This is a genomic window from Nonomuraea sp. NEAU-A123, from assembly GCF_018603905.1.
In the GTDB taxonomy this organism is placed as follows: Bacteria; Actinomycetota; Actinomycetes; order Streptosporangiales; family Streptosporangiaceae; genus Nonomuraea.
Genome location: NZ_JAHFZZ010000008.1, coordinates 428,337 through 451,384 on the forward strand (window position 1 = coordinate 428,337; position 23,048 = coordinate 451,384).

Here is a 23,048-nt window from a genome sequence, read left to right on the forward strand (position 1 = left end):
AAGCGGGACAATGGCACCTTCCCGAAGATAGGTGGCAGTGGTTAAGGGCTCAATTTTCTCACCGAATAGCTGTATCGAGATCGAGACCTTGAAGCTAACGTTGACCCAAGAGCGGACATCAAACCGCGTGGCAAAAGGAGCATCATGGGCGAAGATAAGGACGATAAGGACGACAAGCCCGCGCCGAAACACGCAGGCGAACAAAAGAAAGACGTACCATTTACGGCAAAACAACCGACAGGGCCGGAGAAGAACGGCAAGGGCGGCGGAAGGCACTAATGAATCCCGAAGAATTCAATGTTGCGATGGTCAACGCTTTGATCTCCAACGGCGAGTTGACGGATAAGGCATGGCGGGCAGCATTGCTCGCCGTGCCCCGTCACCTTTTCGTGCCGGCGGTGGCCTGGGCCGAACCGGACGACGCCCCCGGCTACCTGATCGATCGGGAGAGCAATCCAGACGCATGGTGGAAAGCGGCCTACGCCGATCATGCGATCATCACGCAGTTCGATGACGGGGCTACGGAGATCAGCAAAGGGCCGGGGCGCTATACCTCGTCCCTGTCAGCTCCGGGGGTCGTGCTGGACTTCCTTGAACTTCTCGGAGCCGACACGAACGATCGGGTGCTGGAGGTCGGCACGGGGCCAGGGTGGACGGCTGGCCTGCTGTCACATCGGGTCGGTGAGGAGTGTGTGACAAGCATAGAGATCGATGAGGAGGTGTTCTCGACAGCAGTTGGCAATCTCAGGGAGGTCGGTTACCGGCCACACCTGGTTCGAAGCGATGGTGGACGAGGATGGGCCCGCGACGCTCCCTACGACCGTGTGCATGTCACTTGTGGCGTGTTCGAGGTCCCCTATGAGTGGGTGCGGCAGACGCGGCCTGGCGGAGTGATTGTGCTGCCGTGGATGCCCCGTTATGAGCCTGGATATCAGCTACGGTTGTCAGTTGGCCAGCATGGCACGGCGTCCGGAAATTTCACGGAGTACGCCGGATACATGCTGCTAAGAAGCCAGCGCGCTGCTTCTCCACCGCTCTTTGAGGACGATTTCCGGTACAGGCCTACAGAGATCGATCCTGTGACAGTATTTCGTGCTGGATACGGAGCGGATATGGCCATTGCTGGAATGATCCCCGACATCACTGCAAAAGTGGACAGGGAGAACGACTTCCAAACTTGGCTGTGGACCGGCGATTCCAAGGCTTACGTATCGGGCAGTGAGGTGGCGCACGTCGGGCCCCGCAACCTGTGGGAGGAGATAGAGAGGGCTTTTTCACAGTGGACGGAATGGGAAAGACCCGAGCTGAGCAGATTCGGGATGTGCGTCACACCCGTTGGCCAATATGTGTGGCTGGACTCTCCGGATAACCCTGTCGCGCCACCTGAGCCAAAGCGCTAGGTTTCGCGGCTCGAAATGCGACACAAGTGGCGACGAAATGGCCGAAGGCCACCCATTGGGCGCGCGTGAGCGAGTTCCGCCGGCGTCTCCACGCAGCTCGTGCGATCAAGGAATGGCGGTGTTGCGCCCCTTGCTACTCCGGTCGGTCATGATTCCCAGGCAGGTTCCAGAGCCGCAATGGCGTGGTGCTGCTGATCACCTCGCCGTGTATCCGCTTTGAGCGCCCTCGCGCAGATGCAGGTGGCAAGAGTCGGTGCCGGTCTCGATGATGTCGCCGCCAAGGTCAGTCCGCTCCAACCAGCCGGCCCGGCGAAGCGTTCTTGAGAAGGCGTCCGAGCGCAGCGAGGCCCTCCAGGGGGCGGGCGTCAGCCCGCCTGGGAGAGCGTCCGGAGCGAAGCGGAGGGCCGTTGTGGGCGGGCGGGCATCAGACGGCCAACCACCGAATCGGGCAAGGGGTGGGCCGAAAAAGACGTCCGGAGCGAAGCGAAGGCCCTTTGAAGGGAGCCCTTGGCAGCAGCTGCCGGGCTACTTCTTCGTCTTGTCGGCGCTCGAATCCGTCGACAGCGCCGCGACGAACGCCTCCTGAGGCACCTCGACCCGGCCGACCATCTTCATCCGCTTCTTGCCTTCCTTCTGCTTCTCCAGCAGCTTGCGCTTACGCGTGATGTCACCGCCGTAACACTTGGCCAGGACGTCCTTGCGGATGGCGCGGATGTTCTCGCGGGCGATCACACGGGCCCCGATGGCCGCCTGGATCGGCACCTCGAACTGCTGCCTGGGGATGAGCTCGCGCAGCTTCTTGGCCATGTCCACGCCGTACGCATAGGCCTTGTCCTTGTGGACGATGGCGCTGAAGGCGTCGACCGGCTCGCCCTGGAGCAGGATGTCGACCTTGACCAGCTCGGACTCCAGCTCCCCGTCGGGCTCGTAGTCGAGCGAGGCGTAACCACGGGTGCGCGACTTGAGCTGGTCGAAGAAGTCGAAGATGATCTCGCCGAGCGGCAGCGTGTAGCGGATCTCGACCCGGTCTTCCGACAGGTAGTCCATGCCGCGGAGCTGACCGCGCCGCCCCTGGCAGATCTCCATGATCACGCCGATGAACTCGGCCGGGGCCAGGATGGTCGACTTGGTCACCGGCTCGAAGACCTGCGCGATCTTGCCGCCGGTGGGGAACTCCGAGGGGTTGGTGACGGTCAGTTCGCTGCCGTCCTCCATGACCACGCGGTAGACGACGTTGGGCGCGGTGGAGATCAGCGTCAGGCCGAACTCGCGCTCCAGCCGTTCGCGGACGATCTCCATGTGCAGCAGGCCGAGGAAGCCGACGCGGAAGCCGAAGCCGAGCGCGGCCGAGGTCTCCGGCTCGTAGACCAGCGCGGCGTCGTTGAGCTGGAGCTTGTCGAGGGCTTCGCGCAGCTCGGGGTATTGGTCGCCGTCGATCGGATAAAGGCCGGAGAACACCATCGGCTTGGGGTGGTCGTAGCCCGCCAGCATCTCGGTGGCGCCCTTGGCGACCGAGGTGACGGTGTCACCGACGCGCGACTGGCGCACGTCCTTGACGCCGGTGATCAGGTAGCCCACCTCGCCGACACCCAGCCCCAGCTCCGACACCTTGGGCTCGGGCGAGATGACGCCGATCTCCAGCGTCTCGTGGGCGGCTTGGGTGGACATCATCAGGATGCGCTCGCGCTTGCCCAGGTGGCCGTCGAAGACCCGGACATAGGTGACGACGCCCCGGTAGGTGTCGTAGACCGAGTCGAAGATCAGTGCGCGGGCGGGCGCGTCGGCGGCACCCACCGGCGCGGGGACGGTCTGCACCACGTGGTCGAGCAGCTCGCGCACACCTATGCCGGTCTTGCCCGAGACTCTGAGCACGTCGGACGGGTCGCAGCCGATCAGGCCCGCGAGCTCCTCGGCGAACTTCTCCGGCTGCGCGGCGGGCAGGTCGATCTTGTTGAGCACCGGGATGATGTGCAGGTCGTTGTTCATGGCCAGGTAGAGGTTGGCCAGCGTCTGCGCCTCGATGCCCTGGGCGGCGTCGACCAGCAGGATCGCGCCCTCGCACGCCTGCAGCGACCGGGACACCTCATAGGTGAAGTCGACGTGGCCCGGCGTGTCGATCATGTTGAGCACGTGGCCGTCCCATGGCAGCCGCACGGCCTGCGACTTGATCGTGATGCCGCGCTCCCGCTCGATGTCCATCCTGTCGAGGTATTGGGCGCGCATGGACCGGTCGTCTACCACACCGGTGATCTGCAGCATCCGATCGGCAAGGGTCGACTTGCCGTGGTCGATATGCGCGATGATGCAGAAGTTGCGGATCAACGCGGGGTCGGTCTGGCCAGGCTGAGTGCGCACCGAAGTCCGTTTCGACAGGGTTGAGGTCAAGCGTCTTTCATGGTGACATGCCCGGGTGATTGCCCGAACCGCCATTCGCCGTGGTCTGCGCCTTGTCGCGCTGACCCTGGCCATCGTCGTCGCGCTGATCGGCCTCCTGGCCGGCGCGCTCCGCCTTCAGTTTACCGGTGCCCCAGCGGCCTGGGCGAAGAGCACGGGCAACGACGCCCTCTGGCTCGGCCACGCGTGGGTCGACGGCCGCCGTACGGAGGCGGACGTGGAGCGGCTCGCGGTACGCCTACGCGCCACGGGCATCAAGAATTTGTACGTCCATTCGGGGCCGTTCGAGAAGGACGGCCGCCTAGATCCCGCCAAATACCCCAACGCCCGAAATTTCGTCCAATGGGTTCGGCAGCACCTCCCCGGCCTCCGCGTCTCCGCCTGGCTCGGCCAGAAGGTCGACGGCCTCCTCGACCTCGACAACGCCCAATCCCGCGAGAACGTCCTGGCCGGAGCCGCCGCCATCATGCGGACCGGCTTCGACGGCATCCACTACGACTTCGAGCCGATCGGTGACGGCGACCGCAACTTCCTCGACCTCCTCGAGAAAACCCGCCGGCACACCAGGCTCCTGTCCATCTCGACGCCCCAGATCGAGCCGTACCCCCTGATGCGCCTGCCCGCCCGGGCGATCATCGGCCACGACAAGTACTGGTCGAGCGGCTTCTTCAAGCAGGCCGCCGACCGCGTCGACCAGATCGCCATCATGACGTACGACTCCTTCACCCCCGCGCAGTCCCTTTACGGGGGCTATGTCGCACGCCAGGCCACGCTCGCCCTCGATCTGGTCCCCGAGACGAAGCTGGTCCTCATAGGCGCCCCCGCCTACCACGACCACGGCATCGGCTGGGGTGACTCCGCCGAGAGCGTCGCCGTGGCCGCCCAGGGCGCCAAGCTGGCCCTGACAGACCACGGCAGGCGGGAGCGGTTCGGCCTGGCCCTGTACGTCGATTTCGCGGCCACCGAGGAGGATTGGCGCGAATACACCACCGAGTGGTTCTCCTGAGGCCGTACACTGAAACGAGGCGCCAGTACCCAGAGTGTTGATTTGAGCTGCCGTCTGGGTTATTGGTAACCTGTTCAACTGCGTGTGGCGCGCCCTCTCTCGAGCCCGCGCGCCCCATCCATCACCAGACTTTCACCGAGGCTTCTTCGTGGCGAACATCAAGTCCCAGATCAAGCGCAACAAGCAGAACGAGAAGGCTCGCCTGCGCAACAAGGCTGTCAAGTCTTCACTGAAGACGGCTGTGCGCAAGTTCCGCGAGGCCGCCGACCAGGGCGACGCCCAGCAGGCCGCCGAGCTGCAGCGGGCTGCCGCCCGTCAGCTCGACAAGGCCGTCAGCAAGGGTGTCATCCACAAGAACCAGGCCGCCAACCGCAAGTCGGCGATCGCCAAGCAGGCTGCCAGCCTGGCAGCCAAGTAGGACGCCAGAGGCAAGGCACCACAGCGCCGCACCGCCGTCAAGGGGTGCGGCGTTTTTTGTGTCACGATTTCGATATCACACCGGCGTTGCGGGTCCGTCACCGTTCTGAAGATCACCTTGCCTCCCTCCGCTTGCATCCCCAAAGGTTCACTAAACGGGGCAAGGGGGGCGCATGCGGGGGCCGTTGGTCGTCAAACGGGCGTTCAGCGAGCCGTTGCTGTTACTGGCCGCGTTCGGGTCGATCCTGCTGGCGACCACGACCCTGGTAGCGCTGACGATGTACGCCTCCACCATCGCCGAGGTGGGCGTGCGCCGCACGATGGAGACCGCGTCGCTGGGCCAGGTGGCCGCGACCATCGCCACGCCCGTCAACACCGAGACGTTCCCGGCGCTCGACCGGGCGATCCGCGCCGAGCTCGCCAGGGCCTACGCGGGCGCGCCCGCCGCCATCACGACCGCCTTCCGCTCCGACTCGTACGTCCTGCCGGGCCAGGAGCGCCGTAAGACCCCCGAACTGCTCAGGTTCGGCAGCTATGACGGCCTCGACGCCCACGCCAAGCTGATCTCCGGCGCCTGGCCAGGAGCCGGAACCGACGTCGTCGAAGCCGCGATCTCCCTGTCGGCGGCCTCGGCGAGCGGCTTCAAGGCCGGTCAGGAGATCACCACCGAGGGCCGCCTCGACCACAAGGCGGTCAAAGTCCGCATCACCGGCGTCTTCCAGCTCAACGACCCGTTCGGCGACCGCTGGACCGGCGAACAGCTGCTCACCCGAGGCGTCGAGACAGGCGAGTACACCACCTACGGCCCGCTGATGATCCCCCGGCAGACGTTCCTGAGCCGCTTCGCCACGAACGTCAACGCCACCTGGACCGCGGTCCCGGACCTGCGCACGCTGTCGCCGGAGCAGCTACGGCCGTTCGCCGGCCGGGTGAGCGAGCTACGCGACCGGCTGCGGGCGAACGGCTGCGCGAACTGCACCGCCACCAGCCGCCTGCCGGAGATCCTCACCCAGCTCGGCACCGCCGCCCTGGTGGCCCGCTCCACCATGCTCATCCCGGTGCTCCAGCTTCTGCTGCTGGCCGCATACGCGCTCATGCTCACCGCCCGCCTGCTCGCCGACCACCGCCGCATGGAGGTGGCGCTGCTGCGCTCGCGCGGCGCGGGCACGCTGCGGCTGGCCGCGCTGGCGGGCGGTGAGGCGCTGCTGGTGGCCGTCCCGTGCGCGATCGTCGCGCCGTTCCTCGGCCCGCCGCTGCTGGCCCTGGTCAACGCGCTGCCCTGGATCAAGGCCTCCGGTGTGCGGCTGGCGCCCTCGGCCGACCTCGGCACGTTCGCGGTCTCGATCGGCGTGGCCCTGGCCTCGGCCGTACTCCTCATGCTCCCGGCCCTCACGGGCGCCCGGCGTACCTACGTGGAGGAGCAGTCGACGCGCGGCCGGAGCGGCGGGCGCGGGCTGATCGGGCGGGCCGGGGCGGACGTGGCGCTGCTGCTGGTCGCGGCGCTGGCCATCTGGCAGCTACGGCGCTATGGCGCGCCCGTCACCGCGACCGCCGCCGGCGACCTCGGCATCGACCCGCTCATCGTCTCGGGCCCGGCGCTGGCGCTGCTCACCGGCGGCATGCTGGGCCTGCGCCTGGTGCCCCGCGTCTCGAAGCTGGCCGAACGGCTCACCGCCAGGCGGCCCACGCTGGCTCCGGCGCTCGGCGTCTGGCAGGTCAGCAGGCGGCCGCTCAGGTACGCGGGGCCCGCGCTGCTGCTGACCATGGCCATCGCGATCGGCATCGTGTCCATGGCCACGGCCGCCACCTGGCGCGGCTCCCAGGAGGACCAGGCCCGCCACCAGGCCGGGACCGACCTGCGGATCTCCGGGCCACCGGACGGTCCCGAGCTGGGCACGTTCGGGCGCGGCACCGCGTTCGCCGCGCTGCCGGGCGTCACGACCGTCTCCCCCGCCTTCCGCGGCCAGGTGGAGCTCAGCGGCGAGGACGCGGTCCTGCTCGGCCTCGACGCCGGCAAGCTCGACCGGCTCTTCCAGCTACGGCCCGACCTGTCGGCGCGATCGGTCGGGGAAATGGCGCGGGTACTGCGCTCGGGCCGGCCGCGAGGTGGCCCGCTGGAGCTGCCGGGCAGGCCCACCACGCTCACGGTACGGGCCCGCGCCGACGCCGGTGTGGCGCTGCGGATCATGATCTCGGACGCGCTCGGCGTCTGGCGCGAACTGTCCCTGGGCCTGCTCCATCGGGGCGACAACCAGATCGACCTGGACCTCGGGGAGCCGGCCGGGCGGACCGGGAAGATCGCCTACCCGCTGTCCGTCCGCGGCCTGGTCGCCAATCCGCCCGAGAGCGGCGACGCGCAGGTCACGGTGACCGGTCTGAGCCCCGGCAGAACCGTTTCGCTGAAGGTGACCGGATCGCGGCCGGCCGCGGTCGCCTTCGGCGAGCCGGCCGACCCGCTGCCGGTGGTGCTCACCACCGATCTGGCCACCTCGCTCAAGCTCTCGCCGGGCCAGGTGAGCCGGGTCAGCCTGGACCGGCGGGTCATCGAGATCAAGGTTGCGGGCCTGGTCGATCGCATGCCGACGACCGCCGCGGACCAGCCCGCCGTACTGGCCGACTGGGACACTTTGCAGGCGCACGGCCTGGCGGCGGGACAGATCCCCAGACCGGCCACCGAATGGTGGCTCGCCGCCGAGGGCGGCGACACCGAGCCCGCGCTCGCGGCGCTGAAGAAGCGGCCGGAGTGGGACGTCACCGCCGTCGACCAGCGCGAACTCGCCGAGCGGCTGCGGGACGACCCGCTGGCCAGCGGGCTGCAGGGGGCGCTGATCCTGGGCTTCGTGGCCGCGCTGGCGTTCGCGGTGCTGGGCTTCCTGGTCAACGCCACCGTCGCGGCGCGGGAGCGGATGGCCGAGTTCACGATCCTGCGGGCGCTCGGGGTGAGCTCCCGGCAGGTGTTCGGGATGCTGGCGATCGAGCAGGCGTTCGTTATCGGGCTGTCACTGGTGGCGGGCACGGCGCTGGCGATCGTGGTGGGCGTGCTGGTCGTGCCGCACATCGTGCTCACCGGGCAGGCCGCGGCGGTCACGCCCGATGTGCTGCTCGACATCCCATGGGCGGCGACCGCGGCCATGCTGGCGCTGGTGGCCGCGCTGCTGCTCGGCATCGTCGCGGTGCTGGCCCGCAACCTGCGCGGGCAGGGTCGGGAGGACTTGTGAGGATCCTGCTGCTCGCCCGGGTGCGGCTCGGCGCGGTCGCCGTGCTGTCCCTGCTGACGTTGAGCGCCTGCCTGCTCGTGGCGGGGCTGCCGCGGGTGCTGCAGGGCGCGTACGACGACGCGCTCCACCGGGCCCTCCAGGAGGCGCCCGCGCAGCAGGCCGACCTGTCCGTACGGACCGAGTCGCGCGGGGCGCTGGCGGACCTGCACGAGCCCGGCCAGTTCGCCACCCAGGACGCCCGCCTCCGCTCGCTCGTCCCGCCGCGACTGCGGCCGCTGGTCTCGGCCACCGGCCAGATGAGCGCGAAGACGTACGACGTTCCGGTCAACGAGTCGAACGGGCTCACCTACATCAACCTCGCCTGGCTGTCGGACGGCGATCGGCGGGTCGAGTGGATCGACGGCCGGGCGCCGGGCAAGCCTGGCGTCCTTCCCTGGAACGGGTCGGAGATCACGCTGTTCGAGGTGGGCATCGTCGACGAGGCCCGCGCCACGATGGGGCTGAAGATCGGCGACGTGCGGATCCTCGGCGAGAGCGACCAGATCGCCGCCAAAGTCGTCGGTGTGTTCCGGGCGAAGGACCCCGGCGCCCGCTACTGGAGCCACGACGTCGACGTCCTGCACGTCACGCAGGTCCAGCCGCCCGGCCAGCTGGAGATGGAGCGGCGCACGACCGCGCTGATCCCGGCGAGTGGCCTGGCCGTCCTGAACAGCGCCCACCGCAACCTGGTCTACAACTGGATCCTGCCGGTCGATCCCGCCGCGCCGGCCTCTCTCGACGTGCCCGAGCTGCGTGCCGCCGTCGAGGACTACAGGCGGTTGATCCCGGTGCAGATGGCGGGCAACGGGAGCCAGTACCGGCTGGAGACGGACCTGCCGGGGCTGCTCGACAGGTTCGGGACCGCGCTGGGCACCGCGCAGACCGTGATGTTCCTGGTGCTCGGCGGCCTGCTGGCCGTGGCGCTCGGGGTGCTCGTGCTGGCCGTACAACTGCTGACCGAGCGGATCGATCACCCGCTCGCGCTGGCGCGGGCGCGCGGCGGGTCGCTGCGGCAGGTGGCGGGGGCCGGGGCGGCGCTCGTCGCGATCGCGGTGGCGCCCGCGGCGCTGGCCGGGTGGGCGCTGGCCTTCCTGGTGCCCGGGCCGGTGCCGTGGGTTGCCCACGCGGGACCCGCCCTCGTGCCGCTCACCGCGGTCGGCTACGCGGCCGCGCGGCTGTCCGTGACGCACCGGGCGCCGCTGCACGAGCGGCGCGACGACGTGGCCGCCGCCCGCCCGTCGGCCCGGCGGATCACGCTGGAGGTGCTGGTCGTCGGCCTCGCGCTGGCCGGCGCGTACCTGCTGCGCACCCGTGGCCTGACGACCGGCGGGCAGGACCCGTTCCTGCTCCTCGTACCGGTCGCGCTGACGGTCGCCGCCGCGCTGATCACCATCCGCTGCTATCCCCTCCCCCTCAAGCTCCTCGTACGACTGGCCGCCCGCGGCCGGCTCGCCGTGCCCTTCCTGGGCCTGACCAGGGCGGCCAGGGCGCGATCCGCCAGCGCGCTGCCGGTGCTGATCCTGCTGCCCGCGCTGGCCGTGTCGGTGTTCGGGGCGGTGATCTCCGGCGGGCTGTCGGCCACGCAGCGCCTGGCGTCCTGGCAGAGCGTCGGCGCGCCGATCAAGCTGACCTCACCCGTGGAGCTGCCCCCCGACGCCATCGAGCGGGTACGTAAGGTGCCCGGCGTGCGACTGCTCGTGCCCGCGCAGACCGCCAGCGCGCAGATCGGCTACGGCGGCGAGCGGGCCCAGATCATCGCCGTCGACCTGGGCCAATGGCGGCGGCTGCTGGACGGCGCGCCGATCAGCCTGCCCGCCATCGCCTCCGGGACCTCCGGGATCCCGGTGCTGGTCTCCCACGAGCTGCGCGGGCGCGGCACGTTCGAGATCGGCTGGTACGAACGGATGAAGGTCACCACGGCCGGCGAGATCGCCGCTCTGCCCGGCTTCTACCCGCGCGGCAAGTTCATCGTGCTGCCGTTCGAGACCAACGAGCGCCCTGGCGTCAACACCCTGCTGATCAGGGGCGACGCCGACCCGGCGGCCCTGCTGGCGGCCACCGGACAGCCCACGGCCCAGGTGACCACGCAGGAGCGGGCCCTGGCCGCGATCGAGGACGACCCGCTGACCGGTACCGTCCAGGACGTCCTGCTCATCACCACCGCCGCGCTGGCGGTCTACGCGCTCATCGCCGTGGTCGTGACGCTGGTGATCGGCGCGGCCGACCGGGCCAGGGCGCTGTCGTTCCTGCGCACGCTGGGGCTGTCCGACCGGCAGGCGCGGGGCCTGACGGTGCTGGAGATCCTGCCGCTCATCCTCATCACCTCGCTCGCCGGGCTCGCGCTCGGCCTCGGTCTGCCCGCGGCGCTCGGGCCCGCCATCGACCTGTCCTCCTACACCGGCGACCTGGCCGTCGGTGACTACTCCGCCGATCCGGTCCTGCCCGTCGTCCTGGCGGGCGGGCTGGCCGCCGTCGCGGTGCTCGGCGCCTACGCGCACACCGCCATCAGCCGCCGCCGCAACCTCGGCGCCGTACTCCGAGTGGGTGACCTCACATGAGTCCTACGTTGTCCGAACTGGAGGCCAGGGCCGCCGAGGGGAAGGCCGCCTTCGGCGGCGACGCGCACATCGTGTGCGACAACCTGGTCCGCATCTTCAAGACCGAGGGCGTCGAGGTGGTCGCCCTGCAGGGCCTCGACCTGCTCATCCAGAAGGGCGAACTGGTCGCCGTCGTCGGGGCCTCCGGGTCGGGCAAGTCGACGCTGCTGAACGTCCTGTCCGGCCTGGACGTGCCGACGGCGGGCGTGGCCCGGGTGGCGGGCACGGACCTGCTGGCGATGACCGCGAAGGACCGGCTGCGTTACCGGCGCGACATCGTCGGGTTCGTCTGGCAGCAGACCGCGCGCAACCTGCTCCCGTACCTGACCGCGCGCGAGAACGTCGAGCTGCCGATGAAGCTGGCGGGCCGTCCAGGGACAGGCAAGGCCCGCCGGGGCCGCGCGGCCGACCTGCTGGACCTGATGGGCGTCGGCTCCCGCGCCGACCGGAAGGTGCCCGAGATGTCCGGCGGCGAGCAGCAGCGGGTGGCCATCGCCGTCGCCCTGGCCAACTCCCCGCAGCTCGTCCTGGCCGACGAACCCACCGGCGAGCTGGACAGCGAGACGTCGGAGGAGGTGTTCGGGGCGCTGCGCAAGGCCAACGGCGAGCTGGGCGTGACCGTGGTGATCGTGACCCACGACCCGCTGGTGTCCGAGCGGGTCGACCGGACGATCGGCATCCGCGACGGGCGTACCAGCAGCGAGACGCTCCGCCGCGAGGGCGTCGCCGAGGAGTACGCCGTGCTCGACCGCGTGGGGCGGCTGCAACTGCCCCGCGACTTCATGAACGCCCTGGACATGGAGCGCCGGGTGCGCCTCGAACTCGAATCCGACCACATCGGCGTGTGGCCGGCCCGAGAGGAGCCCTCCGATGGGCAGTGAGCCCTTGGTCGTCGTCGAAGGGGTGCGCCGGGTCTATCGGAGCGGGCCGAAGGAGGTCGTGGCGCTGCGGGAGGTGTCATTCTCGGCCTACCCCGGCGAGCTGATCGCCGTCCGCGGCCGGTCGGGGTCCGGCAAGACGACCCTGCTGAACCAGATCGGCGGGCTCGACCGGCCCGACGCCGGGCGGGTCGTCGTGGCCGGGGCCGAGGTCACCTCGATGTCCGAGGACGACCTGCTGACGCTGCGCCGCGACGTGGTCGGGTTCGTGTTCCAGTCGTTCGGGTTGATCCCGGTGCTGTCGGCGGCCGAGAACGTCGGCGTGCCGATGCGGCTGGCCCGCACACCGGTCGCGGAGCGGGATGCGCGGGTGCGCATGCTGCTCTCCCTGGTCGGGCTGGAACAGCACGCCAACCAGCGGCCGTACGAGCTGTCGGGCGGGCAACGGCAGCGCGTGGCGATCGCCAGGTCGCTGGCCAACCGGCCCCGGCTGCTGGTCGCCGACGAGCCCACCGGGCAGCTCGACTCCCAGACGGGACGGCAGATCATGGAACTGCTGCGGGCCCTGGTACGCAGCGAGGGCGTCACCGCGCTCGTCGCCACCCACGACCCGAGCCTCATCACACTGGCCGACCGGGTGCTGGAGATCAGCGACGGAGTTCTCCGGGAGACTCCGCCGCTGGACGGGTCTCTTCTGAAGGCCGAGTCGAAGCCGGGAGGCCGGTGATCGCGGCCAGGTTCGCCACGGCCACGGCGGCCGCTCCCGCCAGCAGCAGCCCGGTCATGCCCACGAGCCCCGCGAGCGGCGCCGCGACGGCCAGCCCGAACGGCCGCGACGCGAACGAGATGAGCTGATCGAAGGCCCGCACCCGCCCCAGCGCGCCCTCGGGGATCTCCTCGGCGACGACCGTCTCCCACAGCGGACTGAGCAGCCCGAGCCCGAACATCGCCGCGAAGTAGGCCGCCGCGATCAGCACCGCGTTCGCCGTCACCGCCAGCGCCACCAACGGCAGCAGGTACAGCGCGGCGGCCACCTGGACGGCGACCAGCGGCCTGCGGATGGGCAGCCTCGGCACCACGAACACCCCCGCCACCAGGCCGACCGTGCCGCACTGCACGATCAGCACCCAGCTCGCCTCGCCGCCGAGGTGCTTGACCGCGGTCAGCGGGCCGAGCGTGAGGAACAACCCGGCCATGAAGTGCCATACGCCGTGACCGAGCACCGACTTCAGGAACCACGGCCGCGTCCTGACCTCGCGCCACCCCTCGGCCAGGTCCTTCGCGAACGTGGTCCGCGCTCTCGCGGGCTGCTTGGCCGAACGGACTCCGCCCAGGGTGAGCGCCGAGCAGGCGAACAGCGCGGCGGTGAGCAGCGCCGCCCACCCCGGGCCCGCCACCAGCACCACACCGCCCGACAAGGCGGGGGCGAGCACGCTGGACGCGCTCGTGGCCACGCCGATGCGCGCGTTCACCCGCAGCCGCTCCGGGCCCGGCACCACGGCCACGACCAGCCTCGGTACGGCCGGCATGCCGAACGCGATCGCCACCCCGGCCACGGCGGACAGCACGGCCAGGTCGAGCACGCGGCCGGCGCCCATCAGCAGCTCGATCCCGATGGCGGCCTGGGAGAGGCCGCGGACCAGGTCGGCCGCCAAGGCCACCCGCTCGGGCCGGAACCTGTCGGCCAGCACCCCGCCGACCGGGAGGAGCAGGAGGAGGGGGATCATCTCGCAGGCCAGCACGGTGCCGAGAGCCTCGGCCGAGCCGGTGGAGCGGAGGACGGCGAGCGTGAGGGTGGTGGGGATCAAGGCGGTGGCCAGGGCGGAGATGGCTCGGCCGATCAGCAGTCTCATGGAGGGTGAGATTAATTCGCTGCCTAATGTTTCGTCAACAAAATACTTGCTGGCGTACGATTGGCTCGTGGACTCGATGAACGCGGCCGACGGTGAAGACTTTGTTGATCGGCACCTGGCTCGGTGGCGGGGCAAGGCGCCGTACGACGAGCGGGTGGAAGCGGTCGTGACGCGCATGCAGTTTCTCGTCAAGCACCTGCGTCAGACGAAGGAGACGGCGCTGGCGCAGGTGGGGATGCAGGACTTCGAGTTCGAGACGCTGCATCGGCTGGTGGCCGGGGCCGGCTCAGCTACGCCTTCGGAGCTGGCCACGGAGCTGATGCTGTCGCCCGCGGGGATGACCGGCCGCCTCGACACGCTGGAGAAGTCGGGCCTGATCCGACGTCTGCGCAGCACGGACGACCGGCGCCGGGTCGACGTGGAGCTGACGGACAAGGGGCACGAGCTGTGGCTGGAGGCCATGCGGATCCGGGGGGAGGTGGAGAGCGAGATGGTGTACGCCCTGGATCCGGCGGAACAGGCGGTCCTGGACGGCCTGCTCAAACGACTCCTGGTACATGTCGAATCCAGCCGTTGACCTCATGAACGGCCCGGGACGCGTTGCCGGTGGTCAAGGCGGCGAGTCTCGCGTGTACGGAGGTGATCTTCGCGGTGTGGTGCTGGGCCCGGTAGATGGCGAGTGCCTGGTTCCAGGCTCGGGCGGCTTCAGCGGGCCGGCCGAGCTTGCTGGCCGACTCGCTGGCCGAGATCTTCAAAGGTGACGAGATCCCGGATCTCGGCGACACCCAGGCCGAGCTACGCCTCGCCGTGGACATGACCATCGACAACTACGCGGACGCCGACATGGCGATCGCCGTGCCCGCGCTGGCCGCCGACCTGGCACGCAGCCCTGAGTTGCTGGCGCGCTTCCGCGAGACGTTCCTGTTGCGCAAGCGCGACAACATCGCCGTCGCCCTGCTCCGCGGCATCGACCGTGGCGACCTGCCCGCCACCCTCGACACCGGCCTGGTTCAGGACCTGTGGGCGGGCACCATTCTGTACCGCAGGCTGCTGAGCGGCTCGCCGCTGGATGACGAACTCGCCGAACGCCTGGTCCAACTGGTCTTCGACGCCTCAGCGACGCTGAGTGCCTGACCATGGTCTTTGGCCAGGTCACGCTTCCGTAGGTTGTTACGGCTACCGGCCGGTACGGCTGGCGACGATCACCTGCACCGTGTGCTCCAGCGCGTACGCCGGGTCGGCTCCGCCGCCCTTGACCTGCTCATCGGCGTCGGCCACCGCCTGGATGGCCCGTGACAGGCCTTCCGGACCCCAGCCGTTGAGCTGCCGCTTGACGCGATCGATCTTCCACGGCGGCATGCCGAGGTGGCTCGCCAGTTGCCCGCCCCTGAGGTTGCGCGGCGCTCCGCCGACCTTGGCCAGGCCCCGCAGCCCTCCCGCCAGCGCGCTCACCAGCAGCACGGGGGCCACTCCGGTGCCGAGCGCCCAGCGGAGCTGCTCCAGCGCCTCGGCCAGCCGCCCCTCGACCGCCGAATCGGCCACGTTGAACCCGGTGACCTCCGCCCGCCCCTTGTGATAGCGGGCCACGGCCGCCGCGTTGATCGTCTTGTCCTCCGTGTCGAACACCAGCTGGTTGCACGCCGCGGCCAGCTCCCGCAGATCGTTGCCCACCGCGTCGAGCAGCGCCTGCGCGGCGTCGGCCGAGATGCCGCGCCCCGCCCGCTTGATCTCGTTCTTGAGGAAGTCGAGCCGTTCGCCGGCCTTGGTGACCTTGCTGACGGTGACGAGGCTCGCCCCCGCCTTCTTGACCCCGTCGACCAGCGCCTTGCCCTTCACCCCGCCCGGGTGGACCAGGACGAGCACGGTGTCGTCGGAGGGGTGCGCCGCGTACTTCACGACCTCCGCGATGACGTCCTTGACGAGATCCTGCGCGGACCGGATCACCACCACGGAACGGTCGCCGAAGAGAGACGGCGAGGTCAGCTGGGTCAGCTCCCCCGGCGTCACCTTCCCGCCGATGAGATCGTGCACGTCCGCGCCGCCGTCGGCCGCTCGCGCCGCCGCGATCACGCCGCTGACCGCCCGCTCGGCCAGCAGCTCTTCGTCACCGACGACCAAGGTCACGAGTGCTGGATGGGTTCCCGCCATGTCGAGCAGCATGCCATGCGCCACCGACAAGCCGGTACTCGACGATCCAGCCGCCCGTACAGACCCGTGTCCGGCAGCGTGGCACATCCGCAGCAGCGGCCACATCCGACAAAATCCTACTCAGTAGGGTTTCTTCATGATTTTCAAGAAACCCTGCTGACGTGAAGCCGAAGCCGGGCGTAGCTTCGAAGCAACTCCATCGCCCCGAGCCGAGGTGACCCATGACAAGTCACAGCACGATCATGGAAGCGCGGATGTCGCTTGCCATCCGGCTCAAAGACCTCCGAACCGCCCATACCGCCGACGGCCAGCGCATGACCGGCGAACGCCTGGCCGAGGCCATGGGATGGCGCGGACGCAAGGCCCGCATCTCCAAGATCGAGAACGGGCAGCAGGTCCCGAGCGAGGACGACATCCGCGCCTGGGCCACCGCCTGCGGCGCCGAACATGAGATACCCGACCTGCTCGCCGCCGCCCGTCATATCGACACGCTCTACACCGAATGGCGCCGCCTGGAACGGCACGGACTCGGTCAGGTCCAGGAAGCGTTCATCCCGCTGTACGAGCGGACGACCCGATTACGCGTGTGGCAGCACTCCACGGTGCCCGGCCTGCTGCAGACCGAGGCGTACGCACGCGCCCACCTGTCCACGATCATCGCGTTCCGCGGCATACCCGACGACCTGGACCGGGCCGTGGCCGCGCGCATGGCGCAGCAGCAGTCGCTCGGCGGCGTGCGGCGCTTCGTGTTCGTGCTCGGCGAGCAGACGCTGCGCACCCCCATGGTGAACCCCGCCGGGATGAACGCCCAACTCGACAGGCTGGCCACCTACACCCGGGACAATCCCTACGTCAGCCTCGGCATCCTCCCGTACACCCGCAAACCTCCCGTCATGCCGCCGGAGAACTTCTGGCTGTACGACGCCAGCGAGGTCCGGGTGGATGGGGTGGCGGCGCAGTTCCGGATCAAGAAACCGGACGACGTCGCCGTCTACGAGAAGGCGTTCACGGCACTGGCTGAGGTAGCGGTGTACGGGCAGCCCGCGCTGGCTTGTATCGACGCGGCTCGCCGAGATCTTTAAGAAACTTTTCGAAACTTACTTGAGCTGCGGCGACGCTGGTTCGTACTTTCGAGGCGGACCACTTCGCGGCGGTCGGAAGGCTCCCGGACTTCCAAAACCCCGGCCGCCGCAAGCAAAGAACCACCTCTGTGAGGAACCCGCTGTGTCACCCACCGCCTTATCTGCGGTCGTCTCCACACGCCGGCCCGCGACTACCGCCGTCCGCGCTCCGCGACCGCACTTACGGCGTATCAGTCCCAGCACCGCGTCCTCACAGCTCTCGCCCGCTCCCCGCCGGCTCCCAGGACCACCGCCAGGCGGTACGGCGGCCGTTCGCGCAGGTCATCATGGCAGCGCCCATCCCTTCGTGCAGCCCCCACCTCACGATTGGAGTACGGCAATGATCCCCCTGCTGGATCGGTCGACCCTGACCGATCCGTGCGACCTCGTCGACGTGGGCCTGCTCGATCGGCTGATCGAGCGAGTCGCGCGCGACCACTGCACCACCAACACCTACGCCGAGCGAATCATGCGGCAGACACTCGGTTTTCTTGCCACATGTGCCCTCAATCCAGACGCCGGTCTGTCACCCTCGGAAGAGGTGGACAAGGGCTGGCACGCCTTCCTGCTCCACACCCGCGAGTACGCGGCGTTCTGCGAGCAGGTGGCCGGACGGTTCATCCATCACAGGCCCGACGACCCGGCCGGGGAAGCGCTCCGGCCCGCGGCTGAGCGAGTCGGCGCCACCGTACAAGCCATGCGTGCCGCCGGTCTCCCGGTGGACGTCGAGTTGTGGATCCCCGACGGCAGATGCGGCCAGTGCTACTCCGGCTGCGCCGACGACTCCGGAAGTGGAGGATGAAGATGACCCGCCAGCAATGGGAAGACCTCCCGGTCAGCGTACGTGAAAGGGTAGAGCTCGAATGCGGCGGCCCGGTGATCAAGGCGGAGCCCGCCGGCGAAGGCACCATGCCCGGCGTCGCGGCCCGGCTCCAGACCGATAACCACAGCGTGTTCATCAAGGCCGTCGAGGCAGCCGGCATCGCTGCCAAGGCACACCGTACGGAGTCCTGGGCGGCGAGCGTGCTGCCCGACGAGGCTCCCGCACCGCACCTGCTGTGGCGAGGGCAGCAGGACGGCTGGCTGGTGACGCTGTTCGAGTACATCAACGACAACAGCCGCCACGTCGACCTGACACCCGGCTCCCCCGACCTGCCCGCCGTCCTGGACACGGTCGCCCTGCTCGGCGCCCTGCTCACCCCCTGCCCCCGGGGAGGAGCGCCGGTCATCGACAACATCCTGCCGCTCCTGGCCAAGGACTCCCACCTACGCGACAAGGGCATCCCGGCCGACCGCGACCTGTACGACACCGCGATCGAACGGTTCGAGCCAAGCGACCTCCGCGGCAACACCCTGCTGCACTACGACCTCGGCTCGAGCAACATGCTCATCTCGCAGGGAAGCGTGTACGTGATCGACTGGTCGTACGCCGCTCGGGGCGCGGCCTGGATCGACGCGGCCATGCTCGCCCCCCGCCTCGTCGAAGCCGGACACACCCCACCAGAGGTGGACGAGCTACTGTCCCGCGTGCCGTCGTGGACGTCCGCACCGCCCGACGCGGTGATCGGGCTGGCGGCGCTGTGGACGCGGTTCCGCATTTACAAGGCGCGGTACGGGCCGGAGGAGATGCGGGAGTTCCGGGCCAGGGCGGCGGTCGCGGGGAAGACGTGGCTCTCGTACCGGCAATCCTTGTGACCTGCTGAGCCGTCGACGCGGCGAGCACCGCTGACGTGCTGAGCCATCGGTGACGTGCTGAGCACCGTCTACGTGCTGAGCCACCACAGATGCGCTCAGCACCGCCTACTGCTGAGCCACCGCCTAGGCGCTGAGCCACAGGCGGGGGCCGCAGGCGTGGGCCGCAGGCGGCGGGATCTCGGGCGGGGATCCCAGGCGGGGGCCACAGATGTGGTGAGCCACTGCCCCCCTGGGCCCGCGCCGAAGGCGCCCGCCCAGACAAGGGGCGCTCGCCGGGAGGGGGGCGAGCGCCCGTTGCCTGGGCGGGCGCCTTTGCCTGGGCGGGCGCCTTTGCCTGGCAGCCCTGCCGCCGCCAACTCGTCGACCACTGCCTGCCCTGGAACCAAACATTGCCGTGCGCTCCGGCCTCGGTCGCGAGCCCCTGCGCCATCGTCCTCTGACGCTAGGGAAGGTTCGGATGAGCGAACCGCACGGTGATGGACAAGCCGCCTTCGGGGCGTGCGCTGGTGGTAAGGACGGCGTGGTGAGCTTGCGTGACGGCATTGACGATGGCGAGGCCGAGACCGTAACCGTCGCGGCGCCCGTGACGATCAGGCGCCAGTTTCTGGAAGGGTTGAAAGAGGCGCTGGATCTGGTTGTCGGGGATGACTGGCCCGCTGTTGGTGACCGTAAGGGCCACCTGCGTGCCGGAGGTCTGAGTGGTGACCTTTATGTGCCCGTCTGCGTGGTTGTGGCGGATGGCGTTGTCGATGAGGTTGGCGACGAGGCTTTCGATCAGTCTGGGGTCCCCGACCGTCACTGCGGGCGTTAGATGTTGGGTTAGGCCGATGCCTGTCTGCGTTGCCTGGTCGCGGCGGGAGGCGAGCACTCCTTCGACGACGTGGGCGAGGTCGAGGGTGTCCCAGCGGGTGACGCCGCGCTCGCTGGTGGCCAGAGCGAGCAGCGCTTGAACGAGCCGCTCCTGGTGTCCGCCAAGAGCGAGGGCCTCCTGGCAGGCCGAGCGCAGGGTGGCGATGTCGGCATCGGGGTCGGCGAGGGCGACTTCCAGAAGGGTGCGCAGGCCGGCGAGAGGAGTGCGCAGCTCGTGGGAGGCATTGGCGACGAAGTGGCGTTGCGCGTCGAAGGACGCCTGCAGGCGGGCGAACAGGTCGTCCAAGGTGTGGCCGAGCTCGGTCAGCTCGTCCGTGGGCTCGCCGAGGTCAAGGCGCCGGTGAAGGTCGCCGGCGGAGATGATCTGGGCGGTGGCGGTGATGGCGCGCAGGGGGTGCAGGAACCGGCCGGCGACGTACCAGCCGAGAGCCAGGGCGACGGGAATCAGAATGACCAGGGCGACGGCGGATCCGGCGAGAAGTTGGGGCAGGCTGACCCCGGGCTCGGTTTCGGTGATCGCGCTCGATGCGGGGCGGCCCTTGGGGATGGTCGCCTGGATGCTGGCGAGGGGGACGTCGACGAAGACGAGCACGAAGACCCCGGCGGCGTAGATGCCCGCCGCGTAGGCGAGCGTGAGCCGCGTCTGCAGGGACTTTCTGGCGAGCTTGTGGGAGGTCATGACGGTCCGATGCGGTAGCCGCCTTCTCGGATGGTCTCGATCACGGGCGGGTCGCCGAGCTTGGCCCGCAACCGGTGCATGGTGTGCTTGACGGCGCTGCTGAAGGGATCGGCGGCCTCGTCCCAGACACGCTCCAGCAGCTCCTCAGCGGAGAGGACCAGCCCGGGTACGGCGAGCAGGCATTCGAGCAGAGCGAACTCCCTGGGGCTCAGCTCAAGGCGCCGACCGGCCCGGAACGCGGTACGGCGGGCCGGATCGAGGGTGATGTCCCCACATACCAGAGTGGGCGGCAGCGGCGGGGTGGCACGGCGGGCCAGAGCCCGGACCCGGGCCGCCAGTTCGGCGAACGCGAACGGCTTGGGCAGGTAGTCATCGGCGCCAAGACTGAGCCCGTCGACGCGGTCCTCGATCGTGCCGGAGGCGGTGAGCATCAGTACACGGGTCTCACAGCGGCTGTGGGCGAGTCGCCGGCAGATCTCGTCCCCGTGGACACCGGGCAGGTCGCGGTCGAGGATCACCACGTCGTAGCGGGTGGCGGCCAAACGGTCGAGGGCGTCGGTTCCATCCAGGACGACGTCGACGGCCATGCCCTCGCGACGCAGCCCGGTGCCGATGGAGCGGGCGAGGACCTCGAAGTCCTCGACGACGAGGACCCTCACCGCCACCCACCGCCGGTCGTCGTGCGGGCGGGGCGGCCGCCGGGTCGAGGTGCCATGGGTCAACGATGCCAGATCCCCGGTTCCAGCCGGGTCGCAGCCGCTGCGACCCGGCTGGAACCGGGTGCCGCGTACAACCGTCGGCATGAGTTCATTCACGCCTGACCGATCCGGCCAACGGGCTGGGCAGGACCGTTTCCCTCAGTTGCTGCGCGCGGAGTGGACCAAGTTCCGCTCCGCGCGGGGCTGGGTGCTCGCCATGGCGGCCTCCGTGCTGGTCACCGTGTCGCTCGGACTGCTGATCGCCGGGGGCGTCCGCAGCACCTGCGTGACCGGGAAGGGGGAGGGCCCCTGCCCCGCGCCAGTGGTGGGACCCGATGGCACGGCGGTGAGGGACAAGTACTACTTCGTGCACCAGCCGCTCAAGGGGAACGGCAGCATCACCGCCCGCGTGTCGGACATGACCGGGCAGATGCGGCTGCCGGACGCCGTACCCGGGGTGCGCAACATCAAGAAGGGGGTGGTGCCGTGGGCGAAGGTCGGGCTCCTCGTCAGGCAGAGCCTCAAGCAGGGCACACCGTATGCCGCCGTCATGCTCACCGGAGATCACGGCGTGCGGATGCAGGACAACTTCACCCACGACGTGCCCGGCGGTCCGCACAATGGCCCGCAGTGGCTGCGGCTGACCAGGTCGGGCGACACCATCGCCGGCTACGAGTCAGACGACGGCAAGACGTGGACCGAGGTCAGCACGGTCAAGCTGACCGGGCTGCCGCCGACGGTCGAGATCGGGCTGTTCGCCACCTCGCCAGGCGCGTTGTGGGAGATGGCGGAAGCCTTCGCCCAGGCCACCGCCACCTTCGACCAGATCACGCTGCAGGGCGCGAACGGTTCGTGGCGCCGCGACGACGTCGGCGTCACCATGGAGTCCGACGGCAAGACCCCCCATCACCCGGGCGGGGTCGTCGAGTCCGGCGACAAGCTCATCGTGACCGGGGGTGGTGACATCGGGCCGGCCACGATGGAGGGCGGTGTGCGCGCTGACCTCATGCTGATCGGCGGGGGCGTGGGGTTGATCTTGGTGCTCGTGGTGGCGGTCACGTTCTTCACGGCCGAACGCCGGCGCGGGCTGATCGGGACCGGCCTGCCGGCCGAGCCGCATCCAGCGCGGCGGCTGGCGGCCAAGGCCACGGTGGTCGGCGCGGTCGCGTTCGTGGCGGGGCTGGTGACCTCGGGGGTCGTGGTCCCTGTCGGCCTGGCGATGCTGCGTGCCCATCAGAACCCGATTCAGCCGATCACCCTGGGTACCGAGCTGCGGGTGATCGTCGGCTACGCGGCGCTGACCGCAGCCGCCGCCGTACTGGCTCTGGGCCTGGCCGCGCTGGTCAAGCGGGGCATCGTCGCCATCGGGCTGGCCATCGCGCTGGTCGTCGTGCCCTACTTTCTGGCGATCGCGGGTCTGGTGCCATGGTTGCTGATGATCACCCCTGCCGCCGGGTTCGCGATCACGCAGAGCATCCCCACGTTCGCGCATGTGGACGTGAACCAGTCACTGTTCGCGGGCTATTACCCGCTCCCGCCATGGGCAGGCTTGGCCGTGACCTGCGGATATGCCGCCCTCGCCCTCGGGGCGGCGATGGCGGCACAGCGCAGGAAAGCTTCATTTCAGGTTCCGCTCCCCTAATGGCACAGAAACCCGGTCGGCACGACCCGGTATACGGGCTCAAGACAATGCCGGAATCATGCCCTGGTTTGACGAACGAGTCTTGGTACCGGGTTTCGCGTGAGTTATGGGACCAGTTCTCGATCTTGAGGGGTCGTTCGGCGAACGAGTTTTGGTACCAGTCGCAAGGCCGCCAGAGCTCTTGCCACTGCTGATGAAGGTCATAGGGCAGTGCGAGGGCGCCGAGGAGATGCCCGATGCCGATGGCGCGAGCTGGCCAGTCGTCTGCGTGGCGGTCGTCCGTTAGGAGATCCCTATCCGGACGGACCGTCTGCGGTGTAGAACAGGATCGATCCGGCAGGGACGTCACGATCGCCTCGGAACACAGCGCCACGAGATCCTTGGGCGGCCCGA

The 23,048-nt window shown here is 69.4% G+C and carries 19 protein-coding genes; 14 read left to right on the forward strand and 5 right to left on the reverse strand.

What is annotated here, in order from left to right; genetic code table 11:
- Nucleotides 1–144: 144 nt before the first annotated feature.
- Together KLK06_RS61635 and KLK06_RS27155 are read left to right on the forward strand one after the other, a co-directional pair.
- Nucleotides 145–279 carry a hypothetical protein gene (locus KLK06_RS61635; protein ID WP_284735123.1) on the forward strand — a complete coding sequence of 45 codons (135 nt, stop codon included), beginning with the start codon at nt 145–147 and terminating at the stop codon, nt 277–279.
- Nucleotides 279–1,400, forward strand: coding sequence for a protein-L-isoaspartate(D-aspartate) O-methyltransferase (locus tag KLK06_RS27155; RefSeq protein WP_214638445.1), 1,122 nt, complete (start codon nt 279–281; stop codon nt 1,398–1,400). Before KLK06_RS61635 ends, KLK06_RS27155 begins: the two co-directional genes overlap by 1 nt.
- A gap of 525 nt (nt 1,401–1,925) precedes the next feature.
- On the opposite strand, the gene lepA is transcribed toward KLK06_RS27155, so the two are convergent.
- On the reverse strand, nt 1,926–3,755 hold the full coding sequence (gene lepA, locus KLK06_RS27160; protein WP_214638446.1) for a translation elongation factor 4: 1,830 nt from the start codon (nt 3,753–3,755) through the stop codon (nt 1,926–1,928).
- Nucleotides 3,756–3,810: 55 nt separating this feature from the next.
- Between lepA and KLK06_RS27165 the strand changes: the two genes are divergently transcribed.
- The 6 genes from KLK06_RS27165 to KLK06_RS27190 all read left to right on the forward strand — a co-directional run bounded on the left by KLK06_RS27165 (nt 3,811) and on the right by KLK06_RS27190 (nt 12,676).
- The gene (locus KLK06_RS27165; RefSeq protein WP_214638447.1) at nt 3,811–4,800 is read left to right on the forward strand and encodes a glycosyl hydrolase family 18 protein; all 990 of its coding nucleotides are present in this window, start codon (nt 3,811–3,813) and stop codon (nt 4,798–4,800) included.
- 148 nt (nt 4,801–4,948) lie between these two features.
- The gene (gene rpsT / locus KLK06_RS27170) at nt 4,949–5,218 is read left to right on the forward strand and encodes a 30S ribosomal protein S20 (RefSeq protein ID WP_214638448.1); all 270 of its coding nucleotides are present in this window, start codon (nt 4,949–4,951) and stop codon (nt 5,216–5,218) included.
- Between the two features lie 172 nt (nt 5,219–5,390).
- On the forward strand, nt 5,391–8,435 hold the full coding sequence (locus tag KLK06_RS27175) for an ABC transporter permease (protein ID WP_214638449.1): 3,045 nt from the start codon (nt 5,391–5,393) through the stop codon (nt 8,433–8,435).
- Complete coding sequence (locus tag KLK06_RS27180; RefSeq protein ID WP_214638450.1) at nt 8,432–11,032, forward strand: FtsX-like permease family protein; 2,601 nt, start codon at nt 8,432–8,434, stop codon at nt 11,030–11,032. Before KLK06_RS27175 ends, KLK06_RS27180 begins: the two co-directional genes overlap by 4 nt.
- Nucleotides 11,029–11,952 carry an ABC transporter ATP-binding protein gene (locus KLK06_RS27185; RefSeq protein ID WP_214638451.1) on the forward strand — a complete coding sequence of 308 codons (924 nt, stop codon included), beginning with the start codon at nt 11,029–11,031 and terminating at the stop codon, nt 11,950–11,952. Before KLK06_RS27180 ends, KLK06_RS27185 begins: the two co-directional genes overlap by 4 nt.
- Complete coding sequence (locus tag KLK06_RS27190) at nt 11,942–12,676, forward strand: ABC transporter ATP-binding protein (RefSeq protein WP_214638452.1); 735 nt, start codon at nt 11,942–11,944, stop codon at nt 12,674–12,676. Before KLK06_RS27185 ends, KLK06_RS27190 begins: the two co-directional genes overlap by 11 nt.
- Here the strand turns inward: KLK06_RS27190 and KLK06_RS27195 are convergent.
- Nucleotides 12,597–13,802, reverse strand: a complete 1,206-nt coding sequence (locus KLK06_RS27195) for an MFS transporter (protein WP_214638453.1) — start codon at nt 13,800–13,802, stop codon at nt 12,597–12,599. The genes KLK06_RS27190 and KLK06_RS27195 overlap by 80 nt on opposite strands.
- A gap of 76 nt (nt 13,803–13,878) precedes the next feature.
- Here KLK06_RS27195 and KLK06_RS27200 point away from each other — a divergent pair, with 76 nt between their 5' ends.
- Nucleotides 13,879–14,379 (forward strand): MarR family winged helix-turn-helix transcriptional regulator, encoded by a 501-nt coding sequence (locus KLK06_RS27200; RefSeq protein ID WP_250906124.1) that lies wholly within the window; start codon nt 13,879–13,881, stop codon nt 14,377–14,379.
- Between the two features lie 95 nt (nt 14,380–14,474).
- Nucleotides 14,475–14,936, forward strand: a complete 462-nt coding sequence (locus KLK06_RS27205; protein ID WP_214638455.1) for a TetR-like C-terminal domain-containing protein — start codon at nt 14,475–14,477, stop codon at nt 14,934–14,936.
- A gap of 42 nt (nt 14,937–14,978) precedes the next feature.
- On the opposite strand, the gene holA is transcribed toward KLK06_RS27205, so the two are convergent.
- Nucleotides 14,979–15,962 carry a DNA polymerase III subunit delta gene (gene holA, locus KLK06_RS27210; protein ID WP_214638571.1) on the reverse strand — a complete coding sequence of 328 codons (984 nt, stop codon included), beginning with the start codon at nt 15,960–15,962 and terminating at the stop codon, nt 14,979–14,981.
- A 209-nt stretch (nt 15,963–16,171) separates the two neighbouring features.
- Here holA and KLK06_RS27215 point away from each other — a divergent pair, with 209 nt between their 5' ends.
- The 3 genes from KLK06_RS27215 (at nt 16,172) to KLK06_RS27225 (ending at nt 18,766) form a co-directional block, all read left to right on the forward strand.
- Nucleotides 16,172–17,032: a helix-turn-helix transcriptional regulator gene (locus KLK06_RS27215; RefSeq protein WP_214638456.1), complete on the forward strand. Its 861-nt coding sequence runs from the start codon at nt 16,172–16,174 to the stop codon at nt 17,030–17,032.
- Between the two features lie 379 nt (nt 17,033–17,411).
- Complete coding sequence (locus KLK06_RS27220; protein WP_214638457.1) at nt 17,412–17,873, forward strand: hypothetical protein; 462 nt, start codon at nt 17,412–17,414, stop codon at nt 17,871–17,873.
- 2 nt (nt 17,874–17,875) lie between these two features.
- Nucleotides 17,876–18,766 (forward strand): phosphotransferase family protein, encoded by an 891-nt coding sequence (locus KLK06_RS27225; protein WP_214638458.1) that lies wholly within the window; start codon nt 17,876–17,878, stop codon nt 18,764–18,766.
- A 442-nt stretch (nt 18,767–19,208) separates the two neighbouring features.
- On the opposite strand, the gene KLK06_RS27230 is transcribed toward KLK06_RS27225, so the two are convergent.
- The gene (locus KLK06_RS27230) at nt 19,209–20,315 is read right to left on the reverse strand and encodes a HAMP domain-containing sensor histidine kinase (protein ID WP_214638459.1); all 1,107 of its coding nucleotides are present in this window, start codon (nt 20,313–20,315) and stop codon (nt 19,209–19,211) included.
- A complete protein-coding gene (locus KLK06_RS27235; protein WP_214638572.1) occupies nt 20,312–20,974 on the reverse strand; it encodes a response regulator transcription factor in 663 nt (220 codons plus the stop codon). Before KLK06_RS27235 ends, KLK06_RS27230 begins: the two co-directional genes overlap by 4 nt.
- A gap of 142 nt (nt 20,975–21,116) precedes the next feature.
- On the opposite strand from KLK06_RS27235, the gene KLK06_RS27240 reads away from it, so the two are divergent.
- Nucleotides 21,117–22,655 (forward strand): DUF1349 domain-containing protein, encoded by a 1,539-nt coding sequence (locus KLK06_RS27240; protein ID WP_214638460.1) that lies wholly within the window; start codon nt 21,117–21,119, stop codon nt 22,653–22,655.
- The last annotated feature ends 393 nt before the right edge of the window (nt 22,656–23,048 follow it).

What these genes read in the sequence shown, in the direction of transcription:
- KLK06_RS61635 (WP_284735123.1), top strand. Translation starts at nt 145, where the DNA reads ATGGGCGAAGATAAGGACGATAAGGACGACAAGCCCGCGCCGAAACAC.
- KLK06_RS27155 (WP_214638445.1), top strand. Translation starts at nt 279, where the DNA reads ATGAATCCCGAAGAATTCAATGTTGCGATGGTCAACGCTTTGATCTCC.
- KLK06_RS27175 (WP_214638449.1), top strand. Translation starts at nt 5,391, where the DNA reads ATGCGGGGGCCGTTGGTCGTCAAACGGGCGTTCAGCGAGCCGTTGCTG.
- KLK06_RS27185 (WP_214638451.1), top strand. Translation starts at nt 11,029, where the DNA reads ATGAGTCCTACGTTGTCCGAACTGGAGGCCAGGGCCGCCGAGGGGAAG.
- KLK06_RS27190 (WP_214638452.1), top strand. Translation starts at nt 11,942, where the DNA reads ATGGGCAGTGAGCCCTTGGTCGTCGTCGAAGGGGTGCGCCGGGTCTAT.
- KLK06_RS27195 (WP_214638453.1), bottom strand. Translation starts at nt 13,802, where the DNA reads ATGAGACTGCTGATCGGCCGAGCCATCTCCGCCCTGGCCACCGCCTTG.
- KLK06_RS27200 (WP_250906124.1), top strand. Translation starts at nt 13,879, where the DNA reads ATGAACGCGGCCGACGGTGAAGACTTTGTTGATCGGCACCTGGCTCGG.
- KLK06_RS27205 (WP_214638455.1), top strand. Translation starts at nt 14,475, where the DNA reads ATGGCGAGTGCCTGGTTCCAGGCTCGGGCGGCTTCAGCGGGCCGGCCG.
- holA (WP_214638571.1), bottom strand. Translation starts at nt 15,962, where the DNA reads ATGCTGCTCGACATGGCGGGAACCCATCCAGCACTCGTGACCTTGGTC.
- KLK06_RS27215 (WP_214638456.1), top strand. Translation starts at nt 16,172, where the DNA reads ATGACAAGTCACAGCACGATCATGGAAGCGCGGATGTCGCTTGCCATC.
- KLK06_RS27220 (WP_214638457.1), top strand. Translation starts at nt 17,412, where the DNA reads ATGATCCCCCTGCTGGATCGGTCGACCCTGACCGATCCGTGCGACCTC.
- KLK06_RS27225 (WP_214638458.1), top strand. Translation starts at nt 17,876, where the DNA reads ATGACCCGCCAGCAATGGGAAGACCTCCCGGTCAGCGTACGTGAAAGG.
- KLK06_RS27230 (WP_214638459.1), bottom strand. Translation starts at nt 20,315, where the DNA reads ATGACCTCCCACAAGCTCGCCAGAAAGTCCCTGCAGACGCGGCTCACG.
- KLK06_RS27240 (WP_214638460.1), top strand. Translation starts at nt 21,117, where the DNA reads ATGAGTTCATTCACGCCTGACCGATCCGGCCAACGGGCTGGGCAGGAC.